General features: G+C 58.8%; 22 protein-coding genes. 12 read left to right on the top strand and 10 right to left on the bottom strand.

Annotated elements, in window-relative coordinates; genetic code table 11:
* Positions 1-2: 2 nt before the first annotated feature.
* Positions 3-332, bottom strand: coding sequence for a hypothetical protein (locus ACR0L1_RS07505; protein ID WP_170789521.1), 330 nt, complete (start codon positions 330-332; stop codon positions 3-5).
* A gap of 370 nt (positions 333-702) precedes the next feature.
* On the opposite strand from ACR0L1_RS07505, the gene ACR0L1_RS07510 reads away from it, so the two are divergent.
* Positions 703-3,147: a GcvT family protein gene (locus ACR0L1_RS07510; protein WP_480858016.1), complete on the top strand. Its 2,445-nt coding sequence runs from the start codon at positions 703-705 to the stop codon at positions 3,145-3,147.
* Positions 3,144-4,493: an MmgE/PrpD family protein gene (locus ACR0L1_RS07515; protein WP_480858018.1), complete on the top strand. Its 1,350-nt coding sequence runs from the start codon at positions 3,144-3,146 to the stop codon at positions 4,491-4,493. Before ACR0L1_RS07510 ends, ACR0L1_RS07515 begins: the two co-directional genes overlap by 4 nt.
* Before the next feature lie 36 nt (positions 4,494-4,529).
* Here the strand turns inward: ACR0L1_RS07515 and ACR0L1_RS07520 are convergent, their stop codons facing one another.
* Genes ACR0L1_RS07520 through ACR0L1_RS07540 form a run of 5 tightly spaced genes read right to left on the bottom strand, consistent with a single transcriptional unit; the run spans position 4,530 to position 9,136 of the window.
* Positions 4,530-6,668, bottom strand: a complete 2,139-nt coding sequence (locus ACR0L1_RS07520) for a hypothetical protein (protein ID WP_480858020.1) — start codon at positions 6,666-6,668, stop codon at positions 4,530-4,532.
* A complete protein-coding gene (gene motA / locus ACR0L1_RS07525) occupies positions 6,665-7,534 on the bottom strand; it encodes a flagellar motor stator protein MotA (protein WP_170772900.1) in 870 nt (289 codons plus the stop codon). Before motA ends, ACR0L1_RS07520 begins: the two co-directional genes overlap by 4 nt.
* 46 nt (positions 7,535-7,580) lie before the next feature.
* The gene (locus ACR0L1_RS07530) at positions 7,581-8,153 is read right to left on the bottom strand and encodes a MotE family protein (RefSeq protein WP_480503465.1); all 573 of its coding nucleotides are present in this window, start codon (positions 8,151-8,153) and stop codon (positions 7,581-7,583) included.
* A complete protein-coding gene (locus ACR0L1_RS07535) occupies positions 8,150-8,629 on the bottom strand; it encodes a hypothetical protein (RefSeq protein WP_480503464.1) in 480 nt (159 codons plus the stop codon). Before ACR0L1_RS07535 ends, ACR0L1_RS07530 begins: the two co-directional genes overlap by 4 nt.
* A gap of 9 nt (positions 8,630-8,638) precedes the next feature.
* A complete protein-coding gene (locus ACR0L1_RS07540) occupies positions 8,639-9,136 on the bottom strand; it encodes a flagellar basal body-associated FliL family protein (protein WP_480503463.1) in 498 nt (165 codons plus the stop codon).
* Between the two features lie 119 nt (positions 9,137-9,255).
* Between ACR0L1_RS07540 and fliF the strand changes: the two genes are divergently transcribed.
* The 4 genes from fliF to fliP are packed head-to-tail and all read left to right on the top strand — an operon-like array spanning position 9,256 to position 12,449.
* Positions 9,256-10,845, top strand: coding sequence for a flagellar basal-body MS-ring/collar protein FliF (gene fliF, locus ACR0L1_RS07545; RefSeq protein WP_480858022.1), 1,590 nt, complete (start codon positions 9,256-9,258; stop codon positions 10,843-10,845).
* Complete coding sequence (locus tag ACR0L1_RS07550) at positions 10,845-11,441, top strand: FliH/SctL family protein (RefSeq protein WP_170789528.1); 597 nt, start codon at positions 10,845-10,847, stop codon at positions 11,439-11,441. The genes fliF and ACR0L1_RS07550 overlap by 1 nt, the downstream gene beginning before the upstream one ends.
* Complete coding sequence (locus ACR0L1_RS07555) at positions 11,434-11,721, top strand: FliM/FliN family flagellar motor switch protein (protein ID WP_480858024.1); 288 nt, start codon at positions 11,434-11,436, stop codon at positions 11,719-11,721. The genes ACR0L1_RS07550 and ACR0L1_RS07555 overlap by 8 nt, the downstream gene beginning before the upstream one ends.
* Complete coding sequence (gene fliP, locus ACR0L1_RS07560; protein ID WP_170789530.1) at positions 11,721-12,449, top strand: flagellar type III secretion system pore protein FliP; 729 nt, start codon at positions 11,721-11,723, stop codon at positions 12,447-12,449. The genes ACR0L1_RS07555 and fliP overlap by 1 nt, the downstream gene beginning before the upstream one ends.
* A gap of 4 nt (positions 12,450-12,453) precedes the next feature.
* On the opposite strand, the gene ACR0L1_RS07565 is transcribed toward fliP, so the two are convergent.
* Both ACR0L1_RS07565 and ACR0L1_RS07570 read right to left on the bottom strand, forming a co-directional pair.
* On the bottom strand, positions 12,454-13,896 hold the full coding sequence (locus tag ACR0L1_RS07565; protein WP_480858027.1) for a sensor histidine kinase: 1,443 nt from the start codon (positions 13,894-13,896) through the stop codon (positions 12,454-12,456).
* On the bottom strand, positions 13,893-14,627 hold the full coding sequence (locus ACR0L1_RS07570; RefSeq protein WP_480858029.1) for a response regulator transcription factor: 735 nt from the start codon (positions 14,625-14,627) through the stop codon (positions 13,893-13,895). The genes ACR0L1_RS07565 and ACR0L1_RS07570 overlap by 4 nt, the downstream gene beginning before the upstream one ends.
* Positions 14,628-14,846: 219 nt before the next feature.
* Between ACR0L1_RS07570 and ACR0L1_RS07575 the strand changes: the two genes are divergently transcribed.
* Genes ACR0L1_RS07575 through ACR0L1_RS07590 form a run of 4 tightly spaced genes read left to right on the top strand, consistent with a single transcriptional unit; the run spans position 14,847 to position 19,023 of the window.
* Positions 14,847-16,091 (top strand): ABC transporter substrate-binding protein, encoded by a 1,245-nt coding sequence (locus tag ACR0L1_RS07575; RefSeq protein WP_170355923.1) that lies wholly within the window; start codon positions 14,847-14,849, stop codon positions 16,089-16,091.
* A gap of 58 nt (positions 16,092-16,149) precedes the next feature.
* Positions 16,150-17,022 carry a carbohydrate ABC transporter permease gene (locus ACR0L1_RS07580; protein ID WP_170387762.1) on the top strand — a complete coding sequence of 291 codons (873 nt, stop codon included), beginning with the start codon at positions 16,150-16,152 and terminating at the stop codon, positions 17,020-17,022.
* Positions 17,015-17,920 (top strand): carbohydrate ABC transporter permease, encoded by a 906-nt coding sequence (locus ACR0L1_RS07585; protein WP_480858031.1) that lies wholly within the window; start codon positions 17,015-17,017, stop codon positions 17,918-17,920. Before ACR0L1_RS07580 ends, ACR0L1_RS07585 begins: the two co-directional genes overlap by 8 nt.
* A 5-nt stretch (positions 17,921-17,925) precedes the next feature.
* On the top strand, positions 17,926-19,023 hold the full coding sequence (locus ACR0L1_RS07590) for an ABC transporter ATP-binding protein (RefSeq protein WP_480858033.1): 1,098 nt from the start codon (positions 17,926-17,928) through the stop codon (positions 19,021-19,023).
* A gap of 58 nt (positions 19,024-19,081) precedes the next feature.
* Here ACR0L1_RS07590 and ACR0L1_RS07595 read toward each other — a convergent pair whose 3' ends face one another.
* The gene (locus ACR0L1_RS07595) at positions 19,082-19,684 is read right to left on the bottom strand and encodes an MlaC/ttg2D family ABC transporter substrate-binding protein (RefSeq protein ID WP_170789534.1); all 603 of its coding nucleotides are present in this window, start codon (positions 19,682-19,684) and stop codon (positions 19,082-19,084) included.
* Positions 19,674-20,471 carry an MlaA family lipoprotein gene (locus ACR0L1_RS07600; protein WP_480858036.1) on the bottom strand — a complete coding sequence of 266 codons (798 nt, stop codon included), beginning with the start codon at positions 20,469-20,471 and terminating at the stop codon, positions 19,674-19,676. The genes ACR0L1_RS07595 and ACR0L1_RS07600 overlap by 11 nt, the downstream gene beginning before the upstream one ends.
* A 315-nt stretch (positions 20,472-20,786) precedes the next feature.
* Here ACR0L1_RS07600 and ACR0L1_RS07605 point away from each other — a divergent pair, with 315 nt between their 5' ends.
* Both ACR0L1_RS07605 and ACR0L1_RS07610 read left to right on the top strand, forming a co-directional pair.
* Positions 20,787-21,242 carry a RidA family protein gene (locus ACR0L1_RS07605; protein WP_480503453.1) on the top strand — a complete coding sequence of 152 codons (456 nt, stop codon included), beginning with the start codon at positions 20,787-20,789 and terminating at the stop codon, positions 21,240-21,242.
* Positions 21,239-22,006: a glycerophosphodiester phosphodiesterase family protein gene (locus tag ACR0L1_RS07610; RefSeq protein ID WP_480858038.1), complete on the top strand. Its 768-nt coding sequence runs from the start codon at positions 21,239-21,241 to the stop codon at positions 22,004-22,006. The genes ACR0L1_RS07605 and ACR0L1_RS07610 overlap by 4 nt, the downstream gene beginning before the upstream one ends.
* Positions 22,007-22,050 lie beyond the last annotated feature (44 nt).

Raw genomic sequence — 22,050 nt, forward strand, 5'->3', positions numbered from 1 at the left:
GCCTATTTGTTGGTGTCAATCCACCGGGACATCATTTGCTTGTCGCGGAAACACTCAGACGGTATCGGTCTGCGTTTGGAACGCGAGATCCGTTCGGCAAAAGCGACCTGTTTGCCGGTCGGGTAATTGGCGAATGGTGACGGGTCATCCTGTTTATGCGCCGAAATCCACTGGGACATGGCCCTGCGGTCGCGTTGTGCCTCGACCGGGATTTCAAGCGCCGATTGCTGGGCAATCGCGCGCGCATAGCGCATCTGCCGGTCCGTGACGGGCAGCATGTGATAGTCGTTGCTGGGTGCGTCGTACCAGCTTTGACGGGCAGCGTTGGCCATAGCTCGAATACCTCCGTTCCACCTCAGACATTCACGTGGAACAAATATAGAACATTTTAGGAACTTTTCAAGATTTCTGCTGATCCACGCGGTCTTCACCGTGTTTCAAACCAGCCTGTCCCGTCGCGTTTCGACCTATTCGGCACGTATTTTCGTGCTTCCTAATTTAATCAAAGAATCAGTGCGTCTCATTTCAAGACACAAACGCTCACGACATCGCGCGTTTGGTGTCACCGGGCGATGATTCGCCGACGCGGTGTTTGCTTCCGGCGCTTTGATCGTCATTACCGACATTTTGCGTCGGGAACAGAGCATCAGTAGCCCCTGACCTGTGGCTGACTTTCGTGCAAGCTCTGTAGGAGGTGCGCCAATGAAAACCCATGCTCAGGCCGTTGTCATCGGAGGGGGGCTGGTCGGCTGCTCGATCCTGTATCATCTGGCCAAGCTGGGCTGGACTGACGTTGTCCTGCTGGAACGCGATGAGTTGACCAGTGGGTCCACGTGGCACGCAGCGGCCAATATCCACGGGCTGCATGACAACAACAACATCACGCGCATTCAGCACTACACGATGAACCTGTACAAAGAGTTAGAGAAGGAAACCGGACAGGGCTGCGGCGTGTTTCAATCCGGGTCGCTCTATCTGGCGCAAACCGAGGACCGCGAACACCAACTGCGTCTGCAAGAGGCCAAGGCGCGTTTCTACGGCCTGAACTTCCACGAGATCAGCCGCGAACAGGCGATGGAACTGCACCCGCTAGCGCAGTTCGATGACATCCGCTGCATCATGTTCGAACCCGATGGCGGCAATGTTGATCCCTCGGGTGTAACACATGCCTATGCCGCTGGAGCACGCGCGATGGGCGCCAGTATTGAACGGTTTTGTCCCGTGTTAGGGACTAATCAACAGCCTGACGGAACGTGGATCGTACGCACCGAAAAGGGCGATATCCACACACAGTGGGTGGTCAATGCCGGTGGATTGTGGGGGCGTGAAGTGGCCGCGATGGCTGGGATCGAACTGCCCCTGCAACCGACTGAACATCAGTATTTTGTCACCGAAGCGATTGATGAAGTCGCCGCGTTGGGCCGTCGTTTGCCGTCCATCGCCGACCGGGATGGCGAGTACTACTTCCGGCAAGAGGGCAATGGCTTGCTGATCGGGGCCTATGAGAAGGACATGCGGTTTTGGGCCGAAAACGGCACACCGCTGGATTTCGCCCACGATCTGTTCCCCGACGATCTGGACCGCATCATGGAAAACGTTATCCGGGCCACCGAACGCGTGCCCGTTGCGGCAACTGCGGGGGTGAAGCGGGTAATCAATGGCCCGATGATCTGGTCGCCGGATTCGAATGCAATCTGGGGGCCTGTGCCCGAGTTGCAGAACTATTTCTGCTGCACGGGGATCATCCCCGGATTTTCGCAATCGGGCGGGCTTGGCCTATTGTCGGCGCAATGGATGATCGAGGGCGAGCCGCAACACGACATGTTCGCCTGGGATCTGGCGCGGTTCGGCGACTGGGCCGACAAGGCCTTCACAAAGGCGCGGGTGCAGGACGTTTATACGCACCGCTTCGCCATCCATTTCCCGAACGAAGAGCGCAGCGCCGGACGCCCCGCGCGCCTGCGCCCGGCCTATCAGATGCAAAAGGAGATGGGCTGCGTCTTTGGTCTGAACTGCGGGTGGGAACACCCCCTCTGGTTCGCTGATCAACCCGGTGTGGTCGAAACCAACGGCTTCACCCGCCAGAATTGGTGGGAACCGGTTGGCCGAGAGGTGCAGATGTTGCGCGACATTGTGGGTGTGATCGACATCTCGAACTTCGCCAACTATGTGATCAAGGGGCCAGGGGCACATGATTGGCTGGATCGTCTTGTTGCCAACCGGGTACCGACCGAGGTTGGCCGGTCGTGTTTGACCCCGTTGATTTCAGTGCGCGGAGGCGTTGCCGGGGACTTTACCATCACCAAAGTCGCCGATGACGAATACATGATGATCGGCTCGGGCATGGCCGAGCGCTATCACCAGCGGTTCTTCAACATGGTTGATCTGCCTGAAGGTACCCGTTTCGAGGTTGCCACAAACCGTATCGCCGGGTTCAACGTCGCCGGCCCGAAATCGCGCGATGTGCTGCAACGGCTGACCAATGCGGATCTGTCCAACGAAGGGTTCCGCTTCATGCGTTCACGTCAGATAGACGTGGCGGGCGTTTCCTGCCTCGCCATCCGTGTCAGTTTTACCGGCGACCTTGGGTGGGAGCTGCACTGCGCTGAGAGCGATCAGGTTGCGCTTTACACGGCCTTGCTGGAGGCCGCGAAAGAGCAAGGCGGCGGCCCAGTTGGCGGCCGTGCGCTGGGTAGTCTGCGTATCGAAAAGGGCTACGGCTCGTGGGGGCGAGAGTACAGTCAGGAATACTGGCCGCAAGAAGTCGGGCTGGACGGCCTCATCAAGCTGGACAAGGATTTCCTGCACAAGCAGGCCTATCTGGCCATCAAGGACAACCCTGTGCGTGAGGTTTTGTCGATGTTCGAAATTGAGGTGGACACCGCCGACGCCTCGGGCGGTGAGCCGATCTTTACACCAGATGGTCATTCGGTCGGGCGCGTGACATCGGGTGGCTTCGGGTATTCGGTCGGTAAATCGCTGGCCCTTGGGTTCGCAAACCCGCAAGTCGCAAAGCCCGGTGATAGGGTTGAGGTGTTCATCCTCGGCAAACCGCATCGCGCAACTATTCTGGCTGAACCTCCTTTTGATCCTGCGGGATATCGGCTGCGTGACGTCTCTAAGCCCGTTATAGAGCCTGCCGAATGACCGATACGTTCGCCCGCGTTGCAAATTTCGTCCTAAATCGTCCACCCGAGGAAATGCCAGACAGCGCCAAAGAGGCAGCGGCGCTGATGATGGTGGACACTATGGGCATCCTGATTGCCTCCGGCCCGATGGAAGCAGGCGTGATCGCGCGGGATACGGCGGCATTGCTTTACGCCAGCACGGATTCTTCCTTTAGCGCTCGGCTGATGTTTGACGGGCGACCCGTCAGTATGGCTGGCGCTGCCTATGCGGCGGCGACACAGACAGACAATCTGGACGGGCATGACGGGTATAACCCGACCAAAGGCCATATCGGCGTGGTTGTGCTGCCTGCGTTGGTTGCGCTTGCCACGCATTGCCCGAATTTGACTGGCCCGCAGGCCTTGGCTGCTGTGATCTCTGGCTATGAAATCGCGGGCCGCGCGGGGATTTCGCTGCACGCGTCGGTCAGCGATTATCACACCTCTGGGGCCTGGAATGCGCTGGGCGTGGTCGCAATGGCGGCCCGATTGCGCGGGCTCACTCCAGACCAGTTGCGGCAGGCGCTGGGGATCGCCGAATATCATGGGCCGCGCAGCCAGATGATGCGCGAGATCGCCAATCCCACGATGCTGCATGATGGTTCGGGATGGGGTGCGATGGTCGGCCTGTCCGCGGCGATTCTGGCCGAGCGGGGGTTTACCGGGGCACCTGCCATCACGATCGAGGCCGAGACTGCCGCCCCGCATTGGGCGGATTTGGGCAGGTTTTGGCAGGTTGAGTATCAATATGTGAAGCCGTACCCGATCTGCCGCTGGGCCCACGCCGCGATAGATGGGGTCCGCGCGCTGATGTCGAACCACAGTTTGGTCGGTGACCAGATCCATTCGATCCAGATCAACACTTTTTGTGAGGCCGTGCGACTGTTTTCTGGAATGCCCGCGACCACTTCGCAAGCACAGTACTCTCTGCCCTTCGCTGTTGCAGTTCAGGTTCTGTATGGCCGTATCGGAGCCGAGCATATCTCAGGGCCCGGACTGTCCGACCCCCGGATCGCGGGCCTGATTTCCCGTATACACGTGAGCGAGGAAGAGAGGCATTCGCAACGGTTCCCGGGTGGGCGCTGGGCAGATGTATTAATTGAGACAACGGACGGGCGCATTTTGCATTCGGGCGATATCCACGCCCGCGGTGGCCCTGAGGCGCCTATGTCGCGCGATGAGGTTTTGGCGAAATATTCCGAGTTCGCAGAACCAGTTGTCGGAGCGCATCGGGCTAACGCGATCCGCGATGCGATCTTGTCCTGGATTGAACCGCATTCTAGATATGCCGATCTGGCGTCGCTGGTTTCTTCACCCCCGCGATAGCAGTCTCGCGGGGAATCGGGCCCCAATTGATACGGTTCACTGCTCGAGAATAGTAAGCAATTGGGTGATTTTTTCCCTAGCTTCGACACTATCCTGAAGTAAATCCGCCGCCTCGGCCAAAGGCTTGTCAGGTTGCGAAACAGGAGGAGTGATCAGGACCTGTGTCGCCTTGCTAACCAAACCAAATTGCGTTTCTTCCTCTTGATCAATGGCTTCGGGGCGGTCGGCCAGCCAAAAATTTCGGTCAGCCTGCTCCGCCTGCCCTAATGTGCGCGATAGCTCTCCGGCTGTATCGAAATCGCCAAGGGCTTGCATCGCTTGGTGCCTGATACGCAATGCCTCTTCCGAACTGTCCCCTTCCAGTTCAAGCATAGCTTGGTGAGGGCGTTGCGTTTGCAAGGCAGAGCGTGCCCTGATCCGTGCACGCTCTGACCGTTGCACCGTATCTTGGGGTCTGTTCGACAAAGCCAGCGCTGGTCCAGGGAACCCAAGCTTCACCAGACGGTTTGCCAACGCGACAGCCGTATCTGTGCTCAGGTCCTGCGTATCACCGGATGCAAATTCCAACGCCCGACGTAGAAATGTTATGTCATCCGCCCTCTCCACCAGAATGTGAGAAATCCGGTTCAACGTGGCCAGGCGTTCTTGCCCTGCAGGTATTTCCAAGGCAGCATCAAATGCTAGGTCGAATTCCTGAGTCAGACTTAGGGCCACAGCATGAGCCCGTTTTAACTGCGGCTCGATCTCGGATTTACGAAACTCGTTCGAAAAAGACGCCGCAAGGGCGACTTCTTCGGGTGAAGCGGCGCCTCGATCAACCCATCGGTTTTCGATCAGCCGCGCCAAAGCGAGCGGAGCGTCCAGATTGGGGCCGGAGGATGCAACCACGTCGTTTAGCAACGCCTCGGCTTTTGGAGCGTCACCTTCGGCGGCTGCGACCTTAGCTCTGGCCCGTGTTGTGTCCGAGGCGTTTTGAATTCCCGCCCGGTCAACAGACCGCAATACGCGTCGAGCGGCTTCTAACCGACCTGCATCGACCAAAATTTCGGATAGATCAGGTCCAAATTGCCGTCTTAGATGCGTTGGCAGCCGTGAAAATGATTGCTCTACCCTGTCCAAGTTTGCTTCAGCGGATAATTCCCCGGCCATCAGAACAGCCCAAAGTGCAACGTCACCCCCGCATCGTTGCAAGCCACCAAACGGATTGTCGTCTGCCGCATGCCCTGCGTCCAAATACTGCGCAATTGCTGCAACCCGGTTTACGTCAGCATCGGGATCTTCCACCAATGCCAAAGCCTGCATCGCCTCGGCGCCGAAGCCATAGAATGCGTACAGCTTTGCCAGAGACAGCGCTGTGTCCTGATCAACCCGATCGAATTCCTGAAACAAACCTGATCTTAAGGTGGCTATTTGCTGAGGGAAATCGGCTGAGCCACCCCACGTCCCGAACCCCAACTCTGTATCGGATATGCAGGCAGGTTCTTGTTCAAACCCGATCAAATCGGGCCCCAGTAGACCGTTCAATTCATCGAGCACCGTCGATACGCTGATATTCCCTGTCGGGTCTGCTGGCCCTTCCGTGGCACCGTCAAAGATCGACGATCGCGGGCCAACCTGGGCAAGCTCAAGGTCAACGATGCCCCGGTCTGCACCTTGTAATAGACGTTCTGACAGGCGATCCTCAAACCCAAGCAATGGCGTCGGAAGCGCAGGCATTGGCAAGACGTTGCGGTTCTGAGCGGCCGCCAGCAGCCCGGTGTCGCGGTTTGCTTGCGGCAAGATGGGCGGAGGAATGTCCGCACCTATCGGTGGCAGGGCCTGCGCAATGGCAATATCGACCACAATCATGGTGTCTTGGTATAAAAACGCCGAAGCCGCGCAGTCACACCCGAATTGCATTTCCAATGGCCCGCCCGGTTCGGTCTGAGAAATGGCGGACAAACGGTTTTGAGACAGCCTGCGGAAGACCGAAGTGGTTTCGAAATGAACATCCTCCAGGGTGACGTTCAGACGCGCACCATACTTGGTTTGGGTGAGGACCCAGCCGGTGCCAGGCGGCACCTGAATGACCAGCCTGGTGTAGTCCTCATGCTCTCCCGAGCGCACGGTGGCTTCACGCGCAGTGGCACCGTTTGCTGCAAGCAACACTGCAAGAAAAAGACCAAGTCGGATCATGCCGCCGCCTGTTTCAGCTCTTTCAACGCCTCTTCCAGTTCCGAAAAACCAGGGCGGTTATGGGTCGGCGTGTTCTGGCGACCGACTTCAATGCACATCGCGGGGTTGTGGTTGTGCAGATTGGCGACCAGAACCTCTTTGATCAGTTGATAGAAATGGTTGTCTTCCTCAACCACGGCCTTCAGTTTTCCTGCGAATGGCCCGACCAGACCATAGGCCAGGAACACGCCCAGAAAGGTCCCAACCAGAGCCCCCCCGATCAGTTTACCCAGCACCTCGGGTGGCTGGTCGATCGATCCCATGGTCTTGATCACCCCTAAAACCGCAGCCACGATCCCCAGGGCTGGCAAGCCATCCGCAACCGTCTGCAATGCATGGCTGGAATGCATGGCGTGGTGAAAATTCGCCTCCATCCGCTTTTCCAGAACTTCTTCGACCTGATGGGGGTCGTCGTAGTTCATCGAAGCCGACCGCATCGTGTCACAGATCAGATCCACGGCCTCTTTGTCGGATTGAATCTTCGGATAGGCCGAAAACACCGCGGAATTTTCGGGGTCTTCTATATGTTGCTCGACCTCGACCGGGTTGGCTTTGGCGATGCGGATCAGGGAAAACAGAAGGCATAACAGGTCGCGGTAGTCATCGGGTTTCCATTTCGGACCTTTGAACACCTTTCCCATGTCCTTGAGCGTATGCTTCACCGCGCTCATGTCGTTGCTGATCAAAAACGCTCCGACCGCTGCGCCCCCGATCATCATCATTTCGAACGGCAGAGATTTCATGATGATGGTCATCTTGCCGCCAGCGGCCAGATAGCCACCGAACACCATGACGAAGATGACGACAATTCCGACTAGTCCGATCATGAGGGGCCTCCAGCAAACTCAAACGCGGCTTTGGTGAACATGGACGTCATTCCTGTGGCGCGGCAGCGTTGCGCCCCGCCATGATGACGCTGATTGTATAGGCGGTCTCAGGGCTTATCCCCGCCAGCACGCCAGCAGCGGCATCCGCAGGCATCCGTGACAGGAAACCGGCGGCAAAACCTGGATCCATCGTCTCGAACAAGGCGGCTGCGTCTTTGGGTTTCATGCTTTGATACACATCCGTCAGCCGGGTCAGGTCGGTCTCGGCCGCTTTTTCCGCATAGGCCAGCGTTTCGCGCAGGTTCTCTTCGGCCGCTTGCATAGCGACCATTCGGGTTTCGATGGCTTGCTCGGCGATTTCCAACGCCTTTTCCTTGTCGATTGCGGCGGCTTCGCGCTTTTCCAACGCCGCTTCGCGTCGCAGAAGTTCTGTCAACAATTCCTGTGCGCCGGGCTTTTCCATACCTTCTGGCTTGGCTTGCTTGACCGTCGGTTCGGCGTTCTTGGCCAGTGCCGGACCAGCCTCCAACCCGACGCGAATCGCAGCCGATCCGATCATCAGCAAAGAGATCACAGCAAGCACGCCGCCTTTGGGTTTGTTGCTCTGCCTTGTTTTCATGCCGTGGCCTCACGCCTCTTGCGACCATGCCGCATAAACATCGGACCAGCCGTTCGTTTTTCCGCAGGCTCAGGAACGGGTTCCTCCTTTTGCTCGGGCGCTTCCGCAGCTTCAACCTTTGCAACCTCAGGCTCTGGTGGCACCGTAGGCTCGGTCGCGGGCGAGGCTGTATCCTTTGGGGCTTCCTGATCCGGCACGATGTCATGCATCGACGCCATCATCAGCTCCAACCGCTGCGCGACCGTCTCCGCCCGTTGCGTCAATTGCTTCAAGGTGTCCCCGGAGCGGTCCGACGCCGCACGCGCGGACTCCAGCGATTTCTTTAATTCATCCGACTGTGCCGAAAGAACGGCAACGGCCCCGCCAACGCCCTTTTCAAGATCGGTGAATCGCTTGAGGCGTCGAGACAGAACAAAGCAATAGAGACCTGCGCCGAAGGCGCCTGCGACTAGGAAAATATCTGCGATCAGTTCCAACTTCGCCTCCTAATTCAAAACGAATTCCATCACGAGGACATCGCGAACGCGATCCTCGCCAACTACAATGCCGATGCGCCGCAGCAGATGCCCGCGAATGCGCACCAGGGCCAACGAATCCTCAAGATCCGAGATTTCAACCGCCCGCAGATACCCGTTCAGCACATCCATGATTCGCGGCTTCATCTTTTCGACATCGCCCAGATAGTTCGAGTTCACCTCAAGCTGAGCGTGAAATTTCAGGTGCCGCGAATCGCCCGAGTTCAGCGACAGGATCAGCGGCGGAAGATCGACGAATCCAACGTCAGGCAATGCTTTTGCAGGCTTTTTTTCCGCCTTTTCAACCGCCTCTTGCGCCTTGGGCATGGCGCCTATTGGCAACAGCCCGGACGTGGTTACAAAATACCCTCCACCCGCGCCGGACAGGGCTAGAATCACACCTAGTATCAACCCCTTTTTCCCAGGCTTTTCTGGGGCTTCTGCCTGTTCTGCAGTTGCGTCAGTCATGACGTCCTCATCCATCCGTTCTGCAATCGTCATAACCCGGTAGGGACTAACCGATTATTAAGGGCAATCGGTCAAACAAGGGATGCGCCAAGCAGAATGTCGGCGAGTCGGAGGTGAGCGTGCAGCAGATTGGAACTGTCTGGACAAGTTTGGACAGGCGAAAACAAATCATCGTTGCCGGTGCGGTTATGCTGGTATTTCTTGGGGTCCTTGCGATGTCGCGGCTGATAACGGCACCGTCGATGACCTTGCTTTATGCCGGGCTGGAAAGTGGGGCGGCGGGCGATATCGTTCGGTCACTGGATCAGCGCGGCGTGCCCTTTGAGATTCGGGGCGGCTCGATCTACGTGCCGGGGTCGCAGCGGGATGAGTTGCGCATGACTCTGGCGAGCGAGGGTTTGCCTGCGAATGGAAACCGGGGGTACGATCTGCTGGATACGCTCAGCGGGTTCGGGACCACTTCGCAAATGTTTGACGCCGCTTATTGGCGCGCCAAAGAGGGTGAACTGGCCCGCACGATTGTAGGGGCACCCCATATCAGCCAGGCGCGAGTGCACATCGCCAAGGGTTCAACCAATCCATTTCAGCGCAGCGTTGCACCGACTGCCTCGGTTTATCTGGTGTCTTCGGGGGCGGATATCACGTCAGATCAGGCCAAGGCGATCCGGTTTCTGGTCTCATCCGCGGTCAGTGGTCTTGCGCCCGAGAATGTGGCGATCATCGATTCGAACGGGGCTGTGATTGGCGCGCAGGAAAACGCCGTTGCCGCCGATACGGCGGATGACAAGTCGCGGCAATTGCGGGAAAAGGTCCTGCGTTTGGTCGAAGCCCGCGTAGGTACGGGCAATGCCGTTGTAGAAGTCAGCGTAGATACGGTGACGAAAACCGAATCCATTCGCGAGCGTCGCTTTGACCCCAACGGTCGTGTGGCAATCAGCACCGATGTCGAAGAACGTTCAGACAGCGCGCGCAATCAATCCGCCGATGTCACCGTTGCGTCGAACCTGCCGGATGGTGACGGCGCGGGGGGCGACGAGTCGAACTCGAACGCCACCCAGACGCGCGAGCGGGTAAACTACGAGGTGTCCGAGACGGAGCTTGAGGTTCACAACGCCCCCGGCGCGATCAAACGTCTGACTGTGGCCGTACTGGTGAATGGAACGCGCAGTGTGGATGCGACGGGCACGGAAGGTTTTGCCCCCATGCCCGAAACAGAGATGGAGGCCTTGAAGGAATTGGTCGCCTCGGCTGTGGGGTTTGATGCGGAACGCGGCGACGTGATCACGCTGAAATCCATGGACCTGCCGGTTGTTGAACCGCAGGGCACGCTGGCCTCGGCTTCGATCTGGCAGAAGGTGCATTTCGACGCAATGTCGCTGATCCAGATGGCAGTTCTGGCGATTGTGTCTCTGATCCTTGGGTTGTTCGTGATCCGGCCTATTTTGACCAAGCCGGTTGTGACCACGGCACTACTACCTACCGGAAGTCTACCCGAACCAGGCTCGGTTTTGACGGGTGAGATTGCGACCGAAGAAGGCGGGCAATTCGCACCGATCGCGGGTCAGGCCACCGGCGGGGATGTTCCAGCACTGTCGGCTCAGCCCGGGGCGGACCCGGTAGATCGGCTGCGGGCGATGATTAGCGACAAGCAGGAGGAAACGGTCGAAATCCTGCGCAGCTGGCTTGAAGAAGGCGAGGAAAAGGTCTGATGTCGATCGCCCATTTGCTGGAAGATTTCACGTTGCAGGCTGGCGGTGGAAAGCTGCACTTGCTGGATGAGGACGGGTTGGAGGAACAGCGTCTGGCGGCGTTCGAACAGGGCTATGCCGCCGGTTGGGAAGATGCCGTTCAGGCACAGGAGCAAAACCGAGGCCGGATCTCGACCGAGTTGGCCAAGTCGCTTGAGGACATGTCCTTCACCTATCATGAGGCGGTAACACGGATGACACTGTCGCTGGAACCGATGTTCAACAGCCTGATGCTCGCGGTTCTGCCCGAAACTTTGGAGCGAGGTTATATCATCCGGCTGGCCGAACAACTGACCGACATGGCTCGCGAACAGATCAATGAGCCGATACAGGTTTTCGTCCCCGAAGGCCTCGCGGCTGAGGTGAAAGAGATGCTGCCCGAGGGGATGGCCAAGATGGCGCAAGTCATCTCAGACCCGCAGATCAAACCCGGCCAGGCTAGATTGCAGGTCGGTATCTCGCGGCGCGAGGTGGATTGCGGCGGCCTGCTGACGTCGATCCGCGCCGCGTTCGACGCGTATGTATTCGAGGCAAAAGAGGCATTGAGCAATGAGTGATCCCCAAAGTCCCAAAAGCGAAAAATCCAACCCGTTTGAATCGGTCCCGATCGAGATCACGGTCTCGGTCGGCCGCGCCCGCCCACTGATCCGCGATCTGTTGAACATGGGTGAAAATGCGGTGCTGACTTTGGACAAACGGATCGAGGATCCGGTGGATCTTTATGTAGGGGACCAGCTGGTGGCCCGCGGCTTGCTGGAAGAGATGGAAGGCGATCAGGCCGGACAACTGGCCGTGCGCCTGACCGAGATTGCCGATCTGCAAAACGGGATCGGTTGATGCGCGTTCTGCCCTGGATCATCGTGGCGCTGCTGCTGACACCGTCTTTTGCAGAAGCGCAGGATGTGTCCTTGTCGCTGGGTGACGGGGGTTCCATCTCGGCGCGGACGATCCAATTGATCCTGTTGCTTACCGTGCTCAGCCTCGCACCTGGGCTGGCGATCATGATCACCTGTTTTCCTTTTCTGATCACCGTGCTGGCCATCCTTCGGCAAGGGATTGGGTTGCAACAATCGCCCCCCAACATGCTGATCGTCAGCCTGGCTTTGTTTCTGACCTATTTCATAATGGAGCCCGTCTTTAACGAAGCCTGGACCACTGGCATCCAACCCATGGTCGACGAAACGATGGAGGTCGAGCCCGCTTTGGAACGCGCCCTTCAACCGTTTCGCGCCTTCATGGCCGCGCGACTGGACCCTGACACGTTCTACGCCATGGCTGCACTGCGTCCCGAAGGCAATGCGGTGGGCGTGTCGCCGGATGCGCCGTTGTCGATCCTGATGCCCTCTTTCATGTTGTCCGAGATTGCGCGGGCCTTTCAGATCGGTTTTCTGATCTTCCTGCCCTTTCTGATCATCGACCTCGTGGTAGCTGCGGTGCTGATGTCGATGGGGATGATGATGGTGCCACCTGCAACGGTTTCACTGCCGTTCAAACTGGCTTTTTTTGTCATTGCGGATGGGTGGTCCCTGATCGCCAGCGCTTTGGTGCGAAGCTACATGGGCTGACAGATTACTGCCGCGTGATCGTCAATCGGGCGCGCAGCCCCTGATCTCCGGCCTCGAAATGCAGCCCGCCACCATGCTGGTCAGCCACTGTGGCAGCAATTGTCAGACCCAGGCCAAACCCGTCTGACGAGCCTGTATTTGATCCGCGCTGAAACGGGGCCATCAGGGCCTCGATCTCATGAACGGACAGGTCATTGCCCTTGTCCTCGACCGTGATCGTTGCGGTGTGCGCGTCGGTTTCCAACTGGACCTCGGCGTGGCGGCCATATTTCAGCGCATTGTCGATTAGGTTGGTCAGTGCCCGTTTCAGCGAAATGGGCCGACCTATTACCAACATGCGCCGGGTTTCCAGCAGCGTCCCATGCCCGCGGCGGGACATGAAAACGGACGGAGCACCCTCGACCGTGACCGGATCGACATTCTGAAGCGTCACCGGCAGATCCATGTCCTGATAATCGTCGACGACAGATTCGACCAGAGATGTCAGGGAAATCTGTCGCGGTTCCTCGACGCTCAGTTCTGAACGCGTGTAGGTCAGAACGCTTTCGATCATGCCGGTCATCTGGTCCACATCCGCTTCCAGCTTTTCTCGCAGCTCGTCATCGACGATCAACGCGGCGCGCAGCCGGACGCGGGTAGCGGGGGTGCCAAGATCGTGGCTGACGCCCGACAAGACCGTGGCACGTTGCTCTAGCAAGGCGCGTTCGGCGTCTAGATGGGCGTTCACCGCAGACACGATATCACGCAGCTCGGTTGGCCCGTCGGCGTCATAGCTGTCGGGGCCTCCGCGCCTCCGACGGTCGCGCAGGGCATGGGCAAACCGGGTGAACGTATCAGACACGTTGCCGACCGAGGTCAGAAGGACCGCCAGAGCCACGATGCCCAGCAATATCGCGGGCAGGCGCAGATCGGTCGGCGCCGCGCCACAGCCCCAGATCCCGGTGCCATCCACGCGATACCACGGCCCGCGCCCGAATTGCGCAATCAGGATCGGTTCGCTGCAATAGGTGGCCAGCAACCGGGTCAGGTTACCCATCTTTTCAGGCCCGGTCTGATCACTGCGCGAGACGATGTCCGAGACCGGATAGACCAGACGATCGGACAGGATCGCCAGCGTCAATTCACGCCCGTTGAGCGGCGCTGAACTGTCGGTCAGGATCGAAAGGTTGGTCAGGAACCGACGGCCCGAAGACCCAGACATTTGCTGGAACTCTCCCATACCGGCCAGCACGGTATCCGCCGGTGACAAGGGCATAATGGACAGCGGAGCGGCCGGAGCGATCCCGGTGCGCAGGTCTTCGTAGACGGTGAACCCTGCGACGAAGGATTGCGTCAGGAACTGATTCCAGGCGCGGGCCGAAGCAAACCACAGGCTGGCCGATACCACCCCTGTTGCGAACGCTGAGATCACCCAAAACCAGCCTAGATTGCGCAGGCGCAGTGTCATTCCTCTTGCACCGACACGTCAGCGGCAAAAACATAGCCGACGCCGCGTTCGGTGCGCAGCATCTGCGGGTCCTTCGGGTTGACTTCGATCTTTGACCGCAACCGCCCCACCAGCATGTCGATGGCGCGGCCCTGCGCCTCGGGTTTGTCGGTGCCGCCGGTGACATCCAGCGCGGCGACGATCTCATCCCTTGTCAGGGGGATATGCGGATTGGCCAGCAAAACCTTGAGCAACGCCGTCTCACGCTGGGACAGCGCCACCAAATAGCCCTCGGGCGAATGCACCTCATCGCGTTTGCCGTCATAGAGCCAGCCGTCAAAGCGGAAGCTGTGGATGCGACGGCGGTAGGCAAGCGACGATGACCGCCGCGCCCGTTGCATCACCGCCCGCACGCGAGCCAGCAGAAGCTGCGGGTTGAAAGGCTTGGCGATATAGTCATCGGCCCCGACCTCATACCCCGCCATGCGCTGATGGTCGGCTGAGAGGGCCGAGACCAGAATGATCGGCACATCCTGTTCGGCGCGCAGGCGGGCGCAGATCTCGACGCCATTTTCATCGCCCAGCATCACGTCCAGCAAGATCAGGTCAATGCGGCCCGCCCCCAGATGTCCACGGATTTCATTTTCAGAACTGGCGGGCAGGGCGATGAACCCGTTCTGCTGCAGGAACTGGGTCATCATCGCCCGCATCTCGGGGTCGTCATCCACCACCAAAAGTCGCGGGATACTCACGCGGTTTGTCCTCCCAGTCACTGTTCCTCCGATATCGTCAATTGTAACGAACGGAAACAGATTCAATGTCAACGTAACACGCTGTAACAGAAGCGGTGAAAAATTGGTCTGACGCACGGGTTTGGCGCGGATTCCAAGTTGCCAGACGGCCCGTGCGCCCCAGTATGGCCGACATCGCTGCTGCGGCAGCCTCTTAGGTTCTCAGGGAGGAGACAAGAAATGAAACGTTTTGCATTTGCCACCGTATCGACGCTGGCTGTTGTGGCCGGATCGTCGGTGTTGGCGGGCCCCCAGGCCGAAGTTCTGCATTGGTGGACATCGGGTGGTGAGGCCAAGTCAGTTGCCGTCCTGCAAGAGGAATTCGCGGCCAATGGTGGTAGCTGGACCGATATGCCCGTGGCCGGCGGTGGCGGTGATGCCGCGATGACCGCGCTGCGCGCCCGCGTTCTGTCGGGCAACGCGCCGACTGCTGTTCAGCTAAAAGGCCCCGCCATTCAGGAATGGTATGAAGAGGGCGTGCTGGCCGATATCTCGTCCGTGGCCGAGGCCGAAGGCTGGGCCGACGTTCTGCCCGCCTCGATCGCGGGCCATATGAAATGCGAGGGCACGTGGTGCGCTGCGCCGGTGAACGTACACCGCGTTGACTGGATCTGGGCCAACGCCGACGTTCTGGCCGCAAATGGCATCGAGATGCCGACCACGTGGGACGAATTCAACGCCGCCGCGGATAAGCTGCAAGCCGCAGGTGTGATCCCTCTGGCCCATGGTGGTCAGGCATGGCAGGACGCGACCGTTTTTGAAACCGTAGTACTGGGCATTGGCGGTCCCGAGTTCTTCCAGAAAGCGCTGGTTGATCTGGACCCCGAGGCGCTGACCTCGGACACGATGGTGCAGGTGTTTGACCAGATGCGCACAATGCGCGGCTACGTGGACGAGAATTTCTCGGGCCGCGACTGGAACCTGGCCACGGCGATGGTCATGAACGGTGAGGCCGCGTTCCAAATCATGGGCGACTGGGCCAAGGGTGAGTTCCTGGCGGCGGGCAAAAAGCCCGGTGAGGACTTCCTGTGCGCCTCGACCCCCGGTGATGGCTATCTGTACAATGTCGACAGCTTTGCCATGTTCGACGTGGACGGAGATGACAAGAAAGCCGGTCAGGACCTGCTGGCCAAGCTGATCGTCGCACCGAACTTCCAGAAAGTGTTCAACCTGAACAAAGGCTCGATCCCGGCACGGACCGACGTGGCACTGGATGACTTTGACATCTGCGCCAACCTGTCTGCCGAAGATATGGGTTCGACCTCGGATGCAGGCTCGCTGTTGCCGTCTTATGCCCACGGCATGGCGCTGCGCGGTTCGCAGTCTGGTGCGATCACGGATGTTGTGACCGCGCATTTCAACTCGGATATGTCGTCGGCTGACGCGGTTCAGCAATTGGCGGCGGCAGTGGCCAACAGCTACTGATCCAAATTGCTCTGCCCCCTATACTGACGGGGCAGAGCATCTTTCCCCGGAGGAAATCATGTCCGAATGGCTGGAAAACCACCTGCCCAAGGTGGTGCTGGCACCGTCGTTCATTGCCGTTTTGATCTTTGTCTACGGCTTTATCGGATGGACGGCCTGGGTGTCGCTAACCCGATCGAAACTGTTGCCGAAATACGAGATCAAGGGATTCATCCAGTATGAACGCCTGTTCGACTCGCCCCGCTGGGATACGGCAATCAACAACCTGTATATCTTTGGCGCGCTGTTCATCGTGATTGCGATGGTGTTGGGCCTGTTGCTGGCGATCCTGCTGGATCAGAAAATCCGCGTCGAAGGGGCCATCCGGACGATCTATCTGTACCCGATGGCGCTGTCGATGATCGTGACAGGCACCGCGTGGAAGTGGATCTTGAACCCCGGTCTGGGGATCGAGTCCATGGTCCAGGGCTGGGGCTTTACCAATTTCGAGTTCGACTGGCTGGTGAACCCCGACTACGCCATCTACACCATCGTGATGGCCGCGATCTGGCAAAGCTCGGGCTTCGTCATGGCGCTGTTCCTCGCTGGCCTGCGGTCGGTGGACGGAGAGATTATCAAGGCAGCCCAGGTCGATGGTATCCCAACATGGCGCATCTATACGGCGATTATCATCCCGTCGATGGCGCCGATCTTCCTGTCGGCCTTCATCGTGCTGGCCCACCTTGCGATCAAGAGCTTTGACCTTGTCATCGCCCTGACAGGTGGTGGACCGGGTTACGCAACCGATCTGCCAGCCACATACATGTACGCCATGGCGTTTTCGCGCGGCGATATTGGTCAGGCGGCGTCGTCCGCGATGATCATGATGCTGGTCGTCTTTGCCATCGTCGTTCCCTATCTTTACTCAGAGCTGAGGGCGAAAAATGACTGATCTGTCGATGCCCCAATCCGAAACCGAACCCCGTAGCCAAAGTGCCGTTGGCAAGATTGCCCTGCGTTGGTTGCTGTACGTCCTGCTGGGCCTGTTTGCGCTGTATTACCTGATGCCGCTGTTTGTGATGTTGACCACATCGCTGAAAAGCCTTGAGGAAATCCGCACCGGGTCCCTGATCTCTTTACCGCGCGAGGTCAGCTTTGATGCCTGGAAAACCGCATGGTCCGGTGCCTGTACCGGTATTCAGTGCGAGGGCCTGCGGCCATATTTCTGGAACTCGGTCCTCATCGCGGTGCCTGCAGTGGCCATCTCGACCCTGCTGGGTGCGCTGAACGGCTATGTCGTGGCGCAGTGGCGGTTCAAAGGCGCGAACATCATTTTCTCGCTGATGCTGTTTGGCTGCTTCATCCCGTTTCAGGTGGTTTTGCTGCCGATGGCGCGCCTGTTGGGCATGATGGGGATCGCCGGGACCATTCCGGGCCTGATCTTTGTCCATGTGATCTACGGGCTGGGCTTCACCACGCTGTTTTTCCGTAACTACTATGTCACCATCCCGTCCGAGCTGACCAAGGCAGCACGCGTTGATGGGGCCGGGTTCCTGCGGATCTTCTGGTCGATCTTCCTGCCGCTGTCGCTGCCGATCATCGTTGTGACCGTGATCTGGCAGTTCACGCAGATCTGGAACGACTTCCTGTTCGGCGTGTCGTTCAGCCAGGCGGGTACGCAACCCGTGACAGTGGCGCTCAATAACATCGTAAACTCCACCACCGGCGTGAAAGAATACAACGTCGACATGGCCGCCGCGATTATCGCGGGGCTACCGACGCTGCTCGTCTATGTCGTTGCCGGTAAGTATTTCATACGCGGCCTGACCGCCGGTTCTGTGAAGGGATAAGACCCATGGCACCCATCCTTGATATCAACAAACTCTATAAGAATTACGGTGCGACCGAGATTCTGAAGGACATCAACATCTCGATCGAGCCGGGCGATTTCCTGGTGCTGGTTGGCCCCTCGGGCTGCGGTAAGTCTACCCTGCTAAACTGTATTGCGGGGTTGGAGGAGATCACTGGCGGCACCCTGTCCATTGGTGGCAATGACATGACCCATGTCAGCCCCAAGGACCGTGACATCGCGATGGTATTCCAGTCTTACGCTCTATACCCGACGATGACAGTGGCCAAGAACATCACTTTTGGCATGAAAGTGCGCGGGGTAGATCAGGCGACGCAGGATGCAAAGCTGAAAGAGGTGGCGCAACTGTTGCAGATCGAACCTCTGCTGAACCGCCGCCCCAGCCAATTGTCGGGCGGTCAGCGCCAGCGTGTGGCGATGGGCCGGGCGCTGGTGCGTGATCCCAAGCTGTTCCTGTTCGATGAACCGCTATCCAACCTCGACGCCAAGCTGCGGGTCGAGATGCGGACCGAGATCAAGAAGCTGCACCAAACGCTGGATGCCTCGATCGTTTACGTGACCCATGACCAGATCGAGGCGATGACACTGGCGACCAAGATCGTCGTGCTGAAAGGTGGAGTCGTTCAGCAGATCGGCACACCGGCCGAGATCTATAGCAACCCGGCCAACCTGTTTGTTGCTGACTTCATGGGCTCGCCCGCGATGAACCTGATCCCGGCGCAGGCGCATAAGAACGGAGCGGGGACCCAGATCGCCATCGCGCGCGACAGTGGTGAGACACTGGTGCTGAACGACGCTCGCGATCTGGCGCTGCCCAAGGATGTCATCCTGGGCCTGCGTCCCGAAGACATCGCCGAAGCCGGGTTCCGCGCAGGCGACGGCGTGCAAGAGGCCGAATGCCTGGTCGACATGGTCGAACCCGCGGGGGCCGACACCTATGTGGTCTCGGAGCTGGGCGGCAAGCAGGTCACGGCGCGTTTACACGCGGAAACCAGCGCGCAGGCGGGCAAGATGCTGAATCTGGCCTTCGACATGAGCAAAGTGTCTTACTTTGCTCAGGAAACCGGTGAACGCCTGAACTAAACGCACAGCGCCGCGCGACCAAAAGGTTGCGCGGCGCTGCTTGCATTTTTAAAGACGCTCAACCGACTTTGTTCAGGTCCTTGATCAACCGGTTCAGATCGCCACCACGGGCATCCAGCATCGCACCAATCTCGGTCCGTTCGGTCAGCAGCATGTTCACCCCTTCGATGAACATGTTGAAGAACCGGTCTCGGCCCGATTTGTCGGATACAAGGAAAGTCACCTCAAACGGCGACGAGCCCTGCAGCTTGACCGAGGTGCGTACTTCGTACCCAGCCTTGATTTTGCGGGCGTTGCGAACTGTAACCTGGCCGCCAATGAATTCACGGAAGCGGCGGCCATATTTATTCGAGATATAGCCCTGAAAGGCTTTGGTGAATTGTCGCAACTGCGCCGGGCTGGCCGAGCGGCCATCGGCACCCAGTACGTAACGCGCCATGATTGGCACGTCGGCATATTGGGTAAAGATCTTCTCGAAATCGCGGATCATCGCGTTTTCGGATTTGCCCGAAGCGATCACGCGGTTGATGTCATCCACCACGCTGACCACCAGCGCCTTTGCGCTGGCCTCGGTCTGGGCGTAGGCGGGCAGGGCGGTCATCAGCGCCCCGGCCAGGCCGGTGGCGACGAAACTGCGTCGGTTCATCAGATTACTCGGCATAGGGGTCCTCGAAAGGGTCAAGATAGGGGTCCCTGACCGGGTCGGTCCCGGTTACGGAATAGGGGTCGTCATACAGGCCCAGATAGGCGTCTTCGTCATCACGCGCCAGTTCAAAGCGGCGGTTTTGCAGGTAGATGGTTTGTGCCTGCGCATAGCTGTCGGCACTTTCATACAGAATCGAGTCCACCGTGTCCGAGAACCGGCCTCGATCGCCCATGCGGCGCACCACCTCGGCATAAACACCGATATTGTCGACCGGGCGCACCGGGGAAAAGTTGATCGGGTTCGAGAACAGGTTGAACACAACACCAATCGCATCACGCTGGGTCGAGGGACCATAGAACGGCAATTCGACGTAGGCGCCTTCGCCCACGCCCCAGACATGCAGGGTCTCGCCGAAATCGGTATCGACAGGCGGCAGGTTCAGCTCGTCTGCGGGTTTGGACAACCCGGCCCCGCCTACAGTGCTGTTGATGGCAAAGCGCAGCAAAGCGTTGCCCGACTGTTTCAGGTTGCCCTGCAACAGATAGTCCAGCGCCTGTCCCGGCAAGGTCAGGTTCTCGGCGAAATTGCTGAAGCTGGTCACGACCGGATCGGGGAAGATTTTCACATAGCCTTTTGACGCGGGTCGGAACAGAAAGCGGTCAACGCCGAGGTTGAAGTCGTGAATACCCCGATTGGTCTTTTCATAGGGGTCAAAGACCTCTCCGGGAGGGGCGTCAGCAGGCGGGCGCGTGGCGCAGGCACCAAGAGTTGCCACCAGGGACACAAGGATCAGAGGCTTCAAGCTGACTTTGCTCAACACGGTCTTTGCCACTCCAACACGTCAGGAATGAAAATGCCTGGACGTTCAATCAATACTATCTTCGACCGCAACAAGCGGCGCAATTCAATGTCACATAGGTGTTTCTCAAATAGATTGAAACACTCAGCGTGTAACCCGGACAAGTGGTCAACGTAAAGTGACCCAACTTCAACAGTCCCGAATAAGAGAAGTTATGCTTACTGCGCGGGCAACCGTAAAACTGCCGGTTTCATGCTTTTCGATCCGCGCTATCCCGGTTAGCGTCCGTCCGAGTCGAATTTAGTTGAGGAGTATCACATGAGCATCGCAGCCAAACTGGACAGCCTAGGCGTCACCCTGCCGGACGCACCTGCGCCTGCCGCCAACTATGTGCCCTTCGTGCGCGTGGGCAATATCGTCTATGTCTCGGGCCAGATCTCGAACGACGGCACGATGATCACCGGCAAGCTGGGTGATGACATGGATGTCCAAGCGGGTGCCGCGGCGGCCAAGGTCTGTGCAATCAACCTGTTGGCGCAGGTCAAGGCGGCCTGTGGTGGCGATATCGACAAGCTGGTACGCGTGATCAAGCTGACCGGGTTCGTGAACTCGACCGCAGATTTCACCGCGCAGCCGCAGGTGATCAACGGGGCCTCGGATTTTCTGGTCGAGGCGCTGGGCGAAGCGGGCCGCCACTCGCGCTCGGCTGTCAGTGCCGCTGCGTTGCCGCTGGGTGTAGCGGTCGAGATCGAAGGCATCTTCGAGGTCGCATGATACCTGCCCTACCTGATGTGCTCTTGCAGGCCCCGATTGCGCATCGAGCCCTGCATGACCTCTCGGACAACCGCCCGGAAAACAGCCGGGCGGCCATTCGCGCTGCAGTCGAGGCCGGTTACGGGATCGAGATCGACCTGCAACGCAGCCGCGATAACCGGGCCATGGTATTTCATGACTACGACATGACACGGCTGACCGGCCGATCCGGTCCGATCCAGCAGATCACGGCGGATGAAGCGCAAGCCACGCGGCTTTTGCACGGCGAGGACGGCATTCCGACCTTCGACGAGGTGTTGCAGATCGTTTCGGGCAAGGTCCCGCTGTTGATCGAGCTGAAGGATCAGGATGGGGCGATGGGCCCTAATGTCGGCCCGCTCGAGGCGGATACGGTGCGCGCGTTGCAAGGCTATGACGGGCCTGTGGCGCTGATGTCGTTCAACCCCAACTCGGTCGCTGAACTGGCACGGCTGGCACCGAATCTGCCGCGTGGGATCACCACCTGTTCCTACCAGCCCGAAGTCGAGCATTTGCCGCATGCGGTTTGTGACCACCTGCGCGACATCCCCGATTTCGATCGGGTGGGGGCCGGCTTTATCAGCCATGAGGCCGCAGACTTGTCGCGCCCCCGCGTGGCTGCGCTGAAGGCGCAGGGCGTGCCGATCCTGTGCTGGACCATCCGCTCGCCCGAACAAGAGGCAGAGGCCCGCAAGGTTGCCGATAATGTGACCTTTGAAGGGTATTTGGCCGCCCGCCCGGGTTGAACCCCACCCCATCCGTCACAGATAAAGACAAGACGCGGAGGGCA

Source organism: Ruegeria sp. J8, assembly GCF_056531925.1.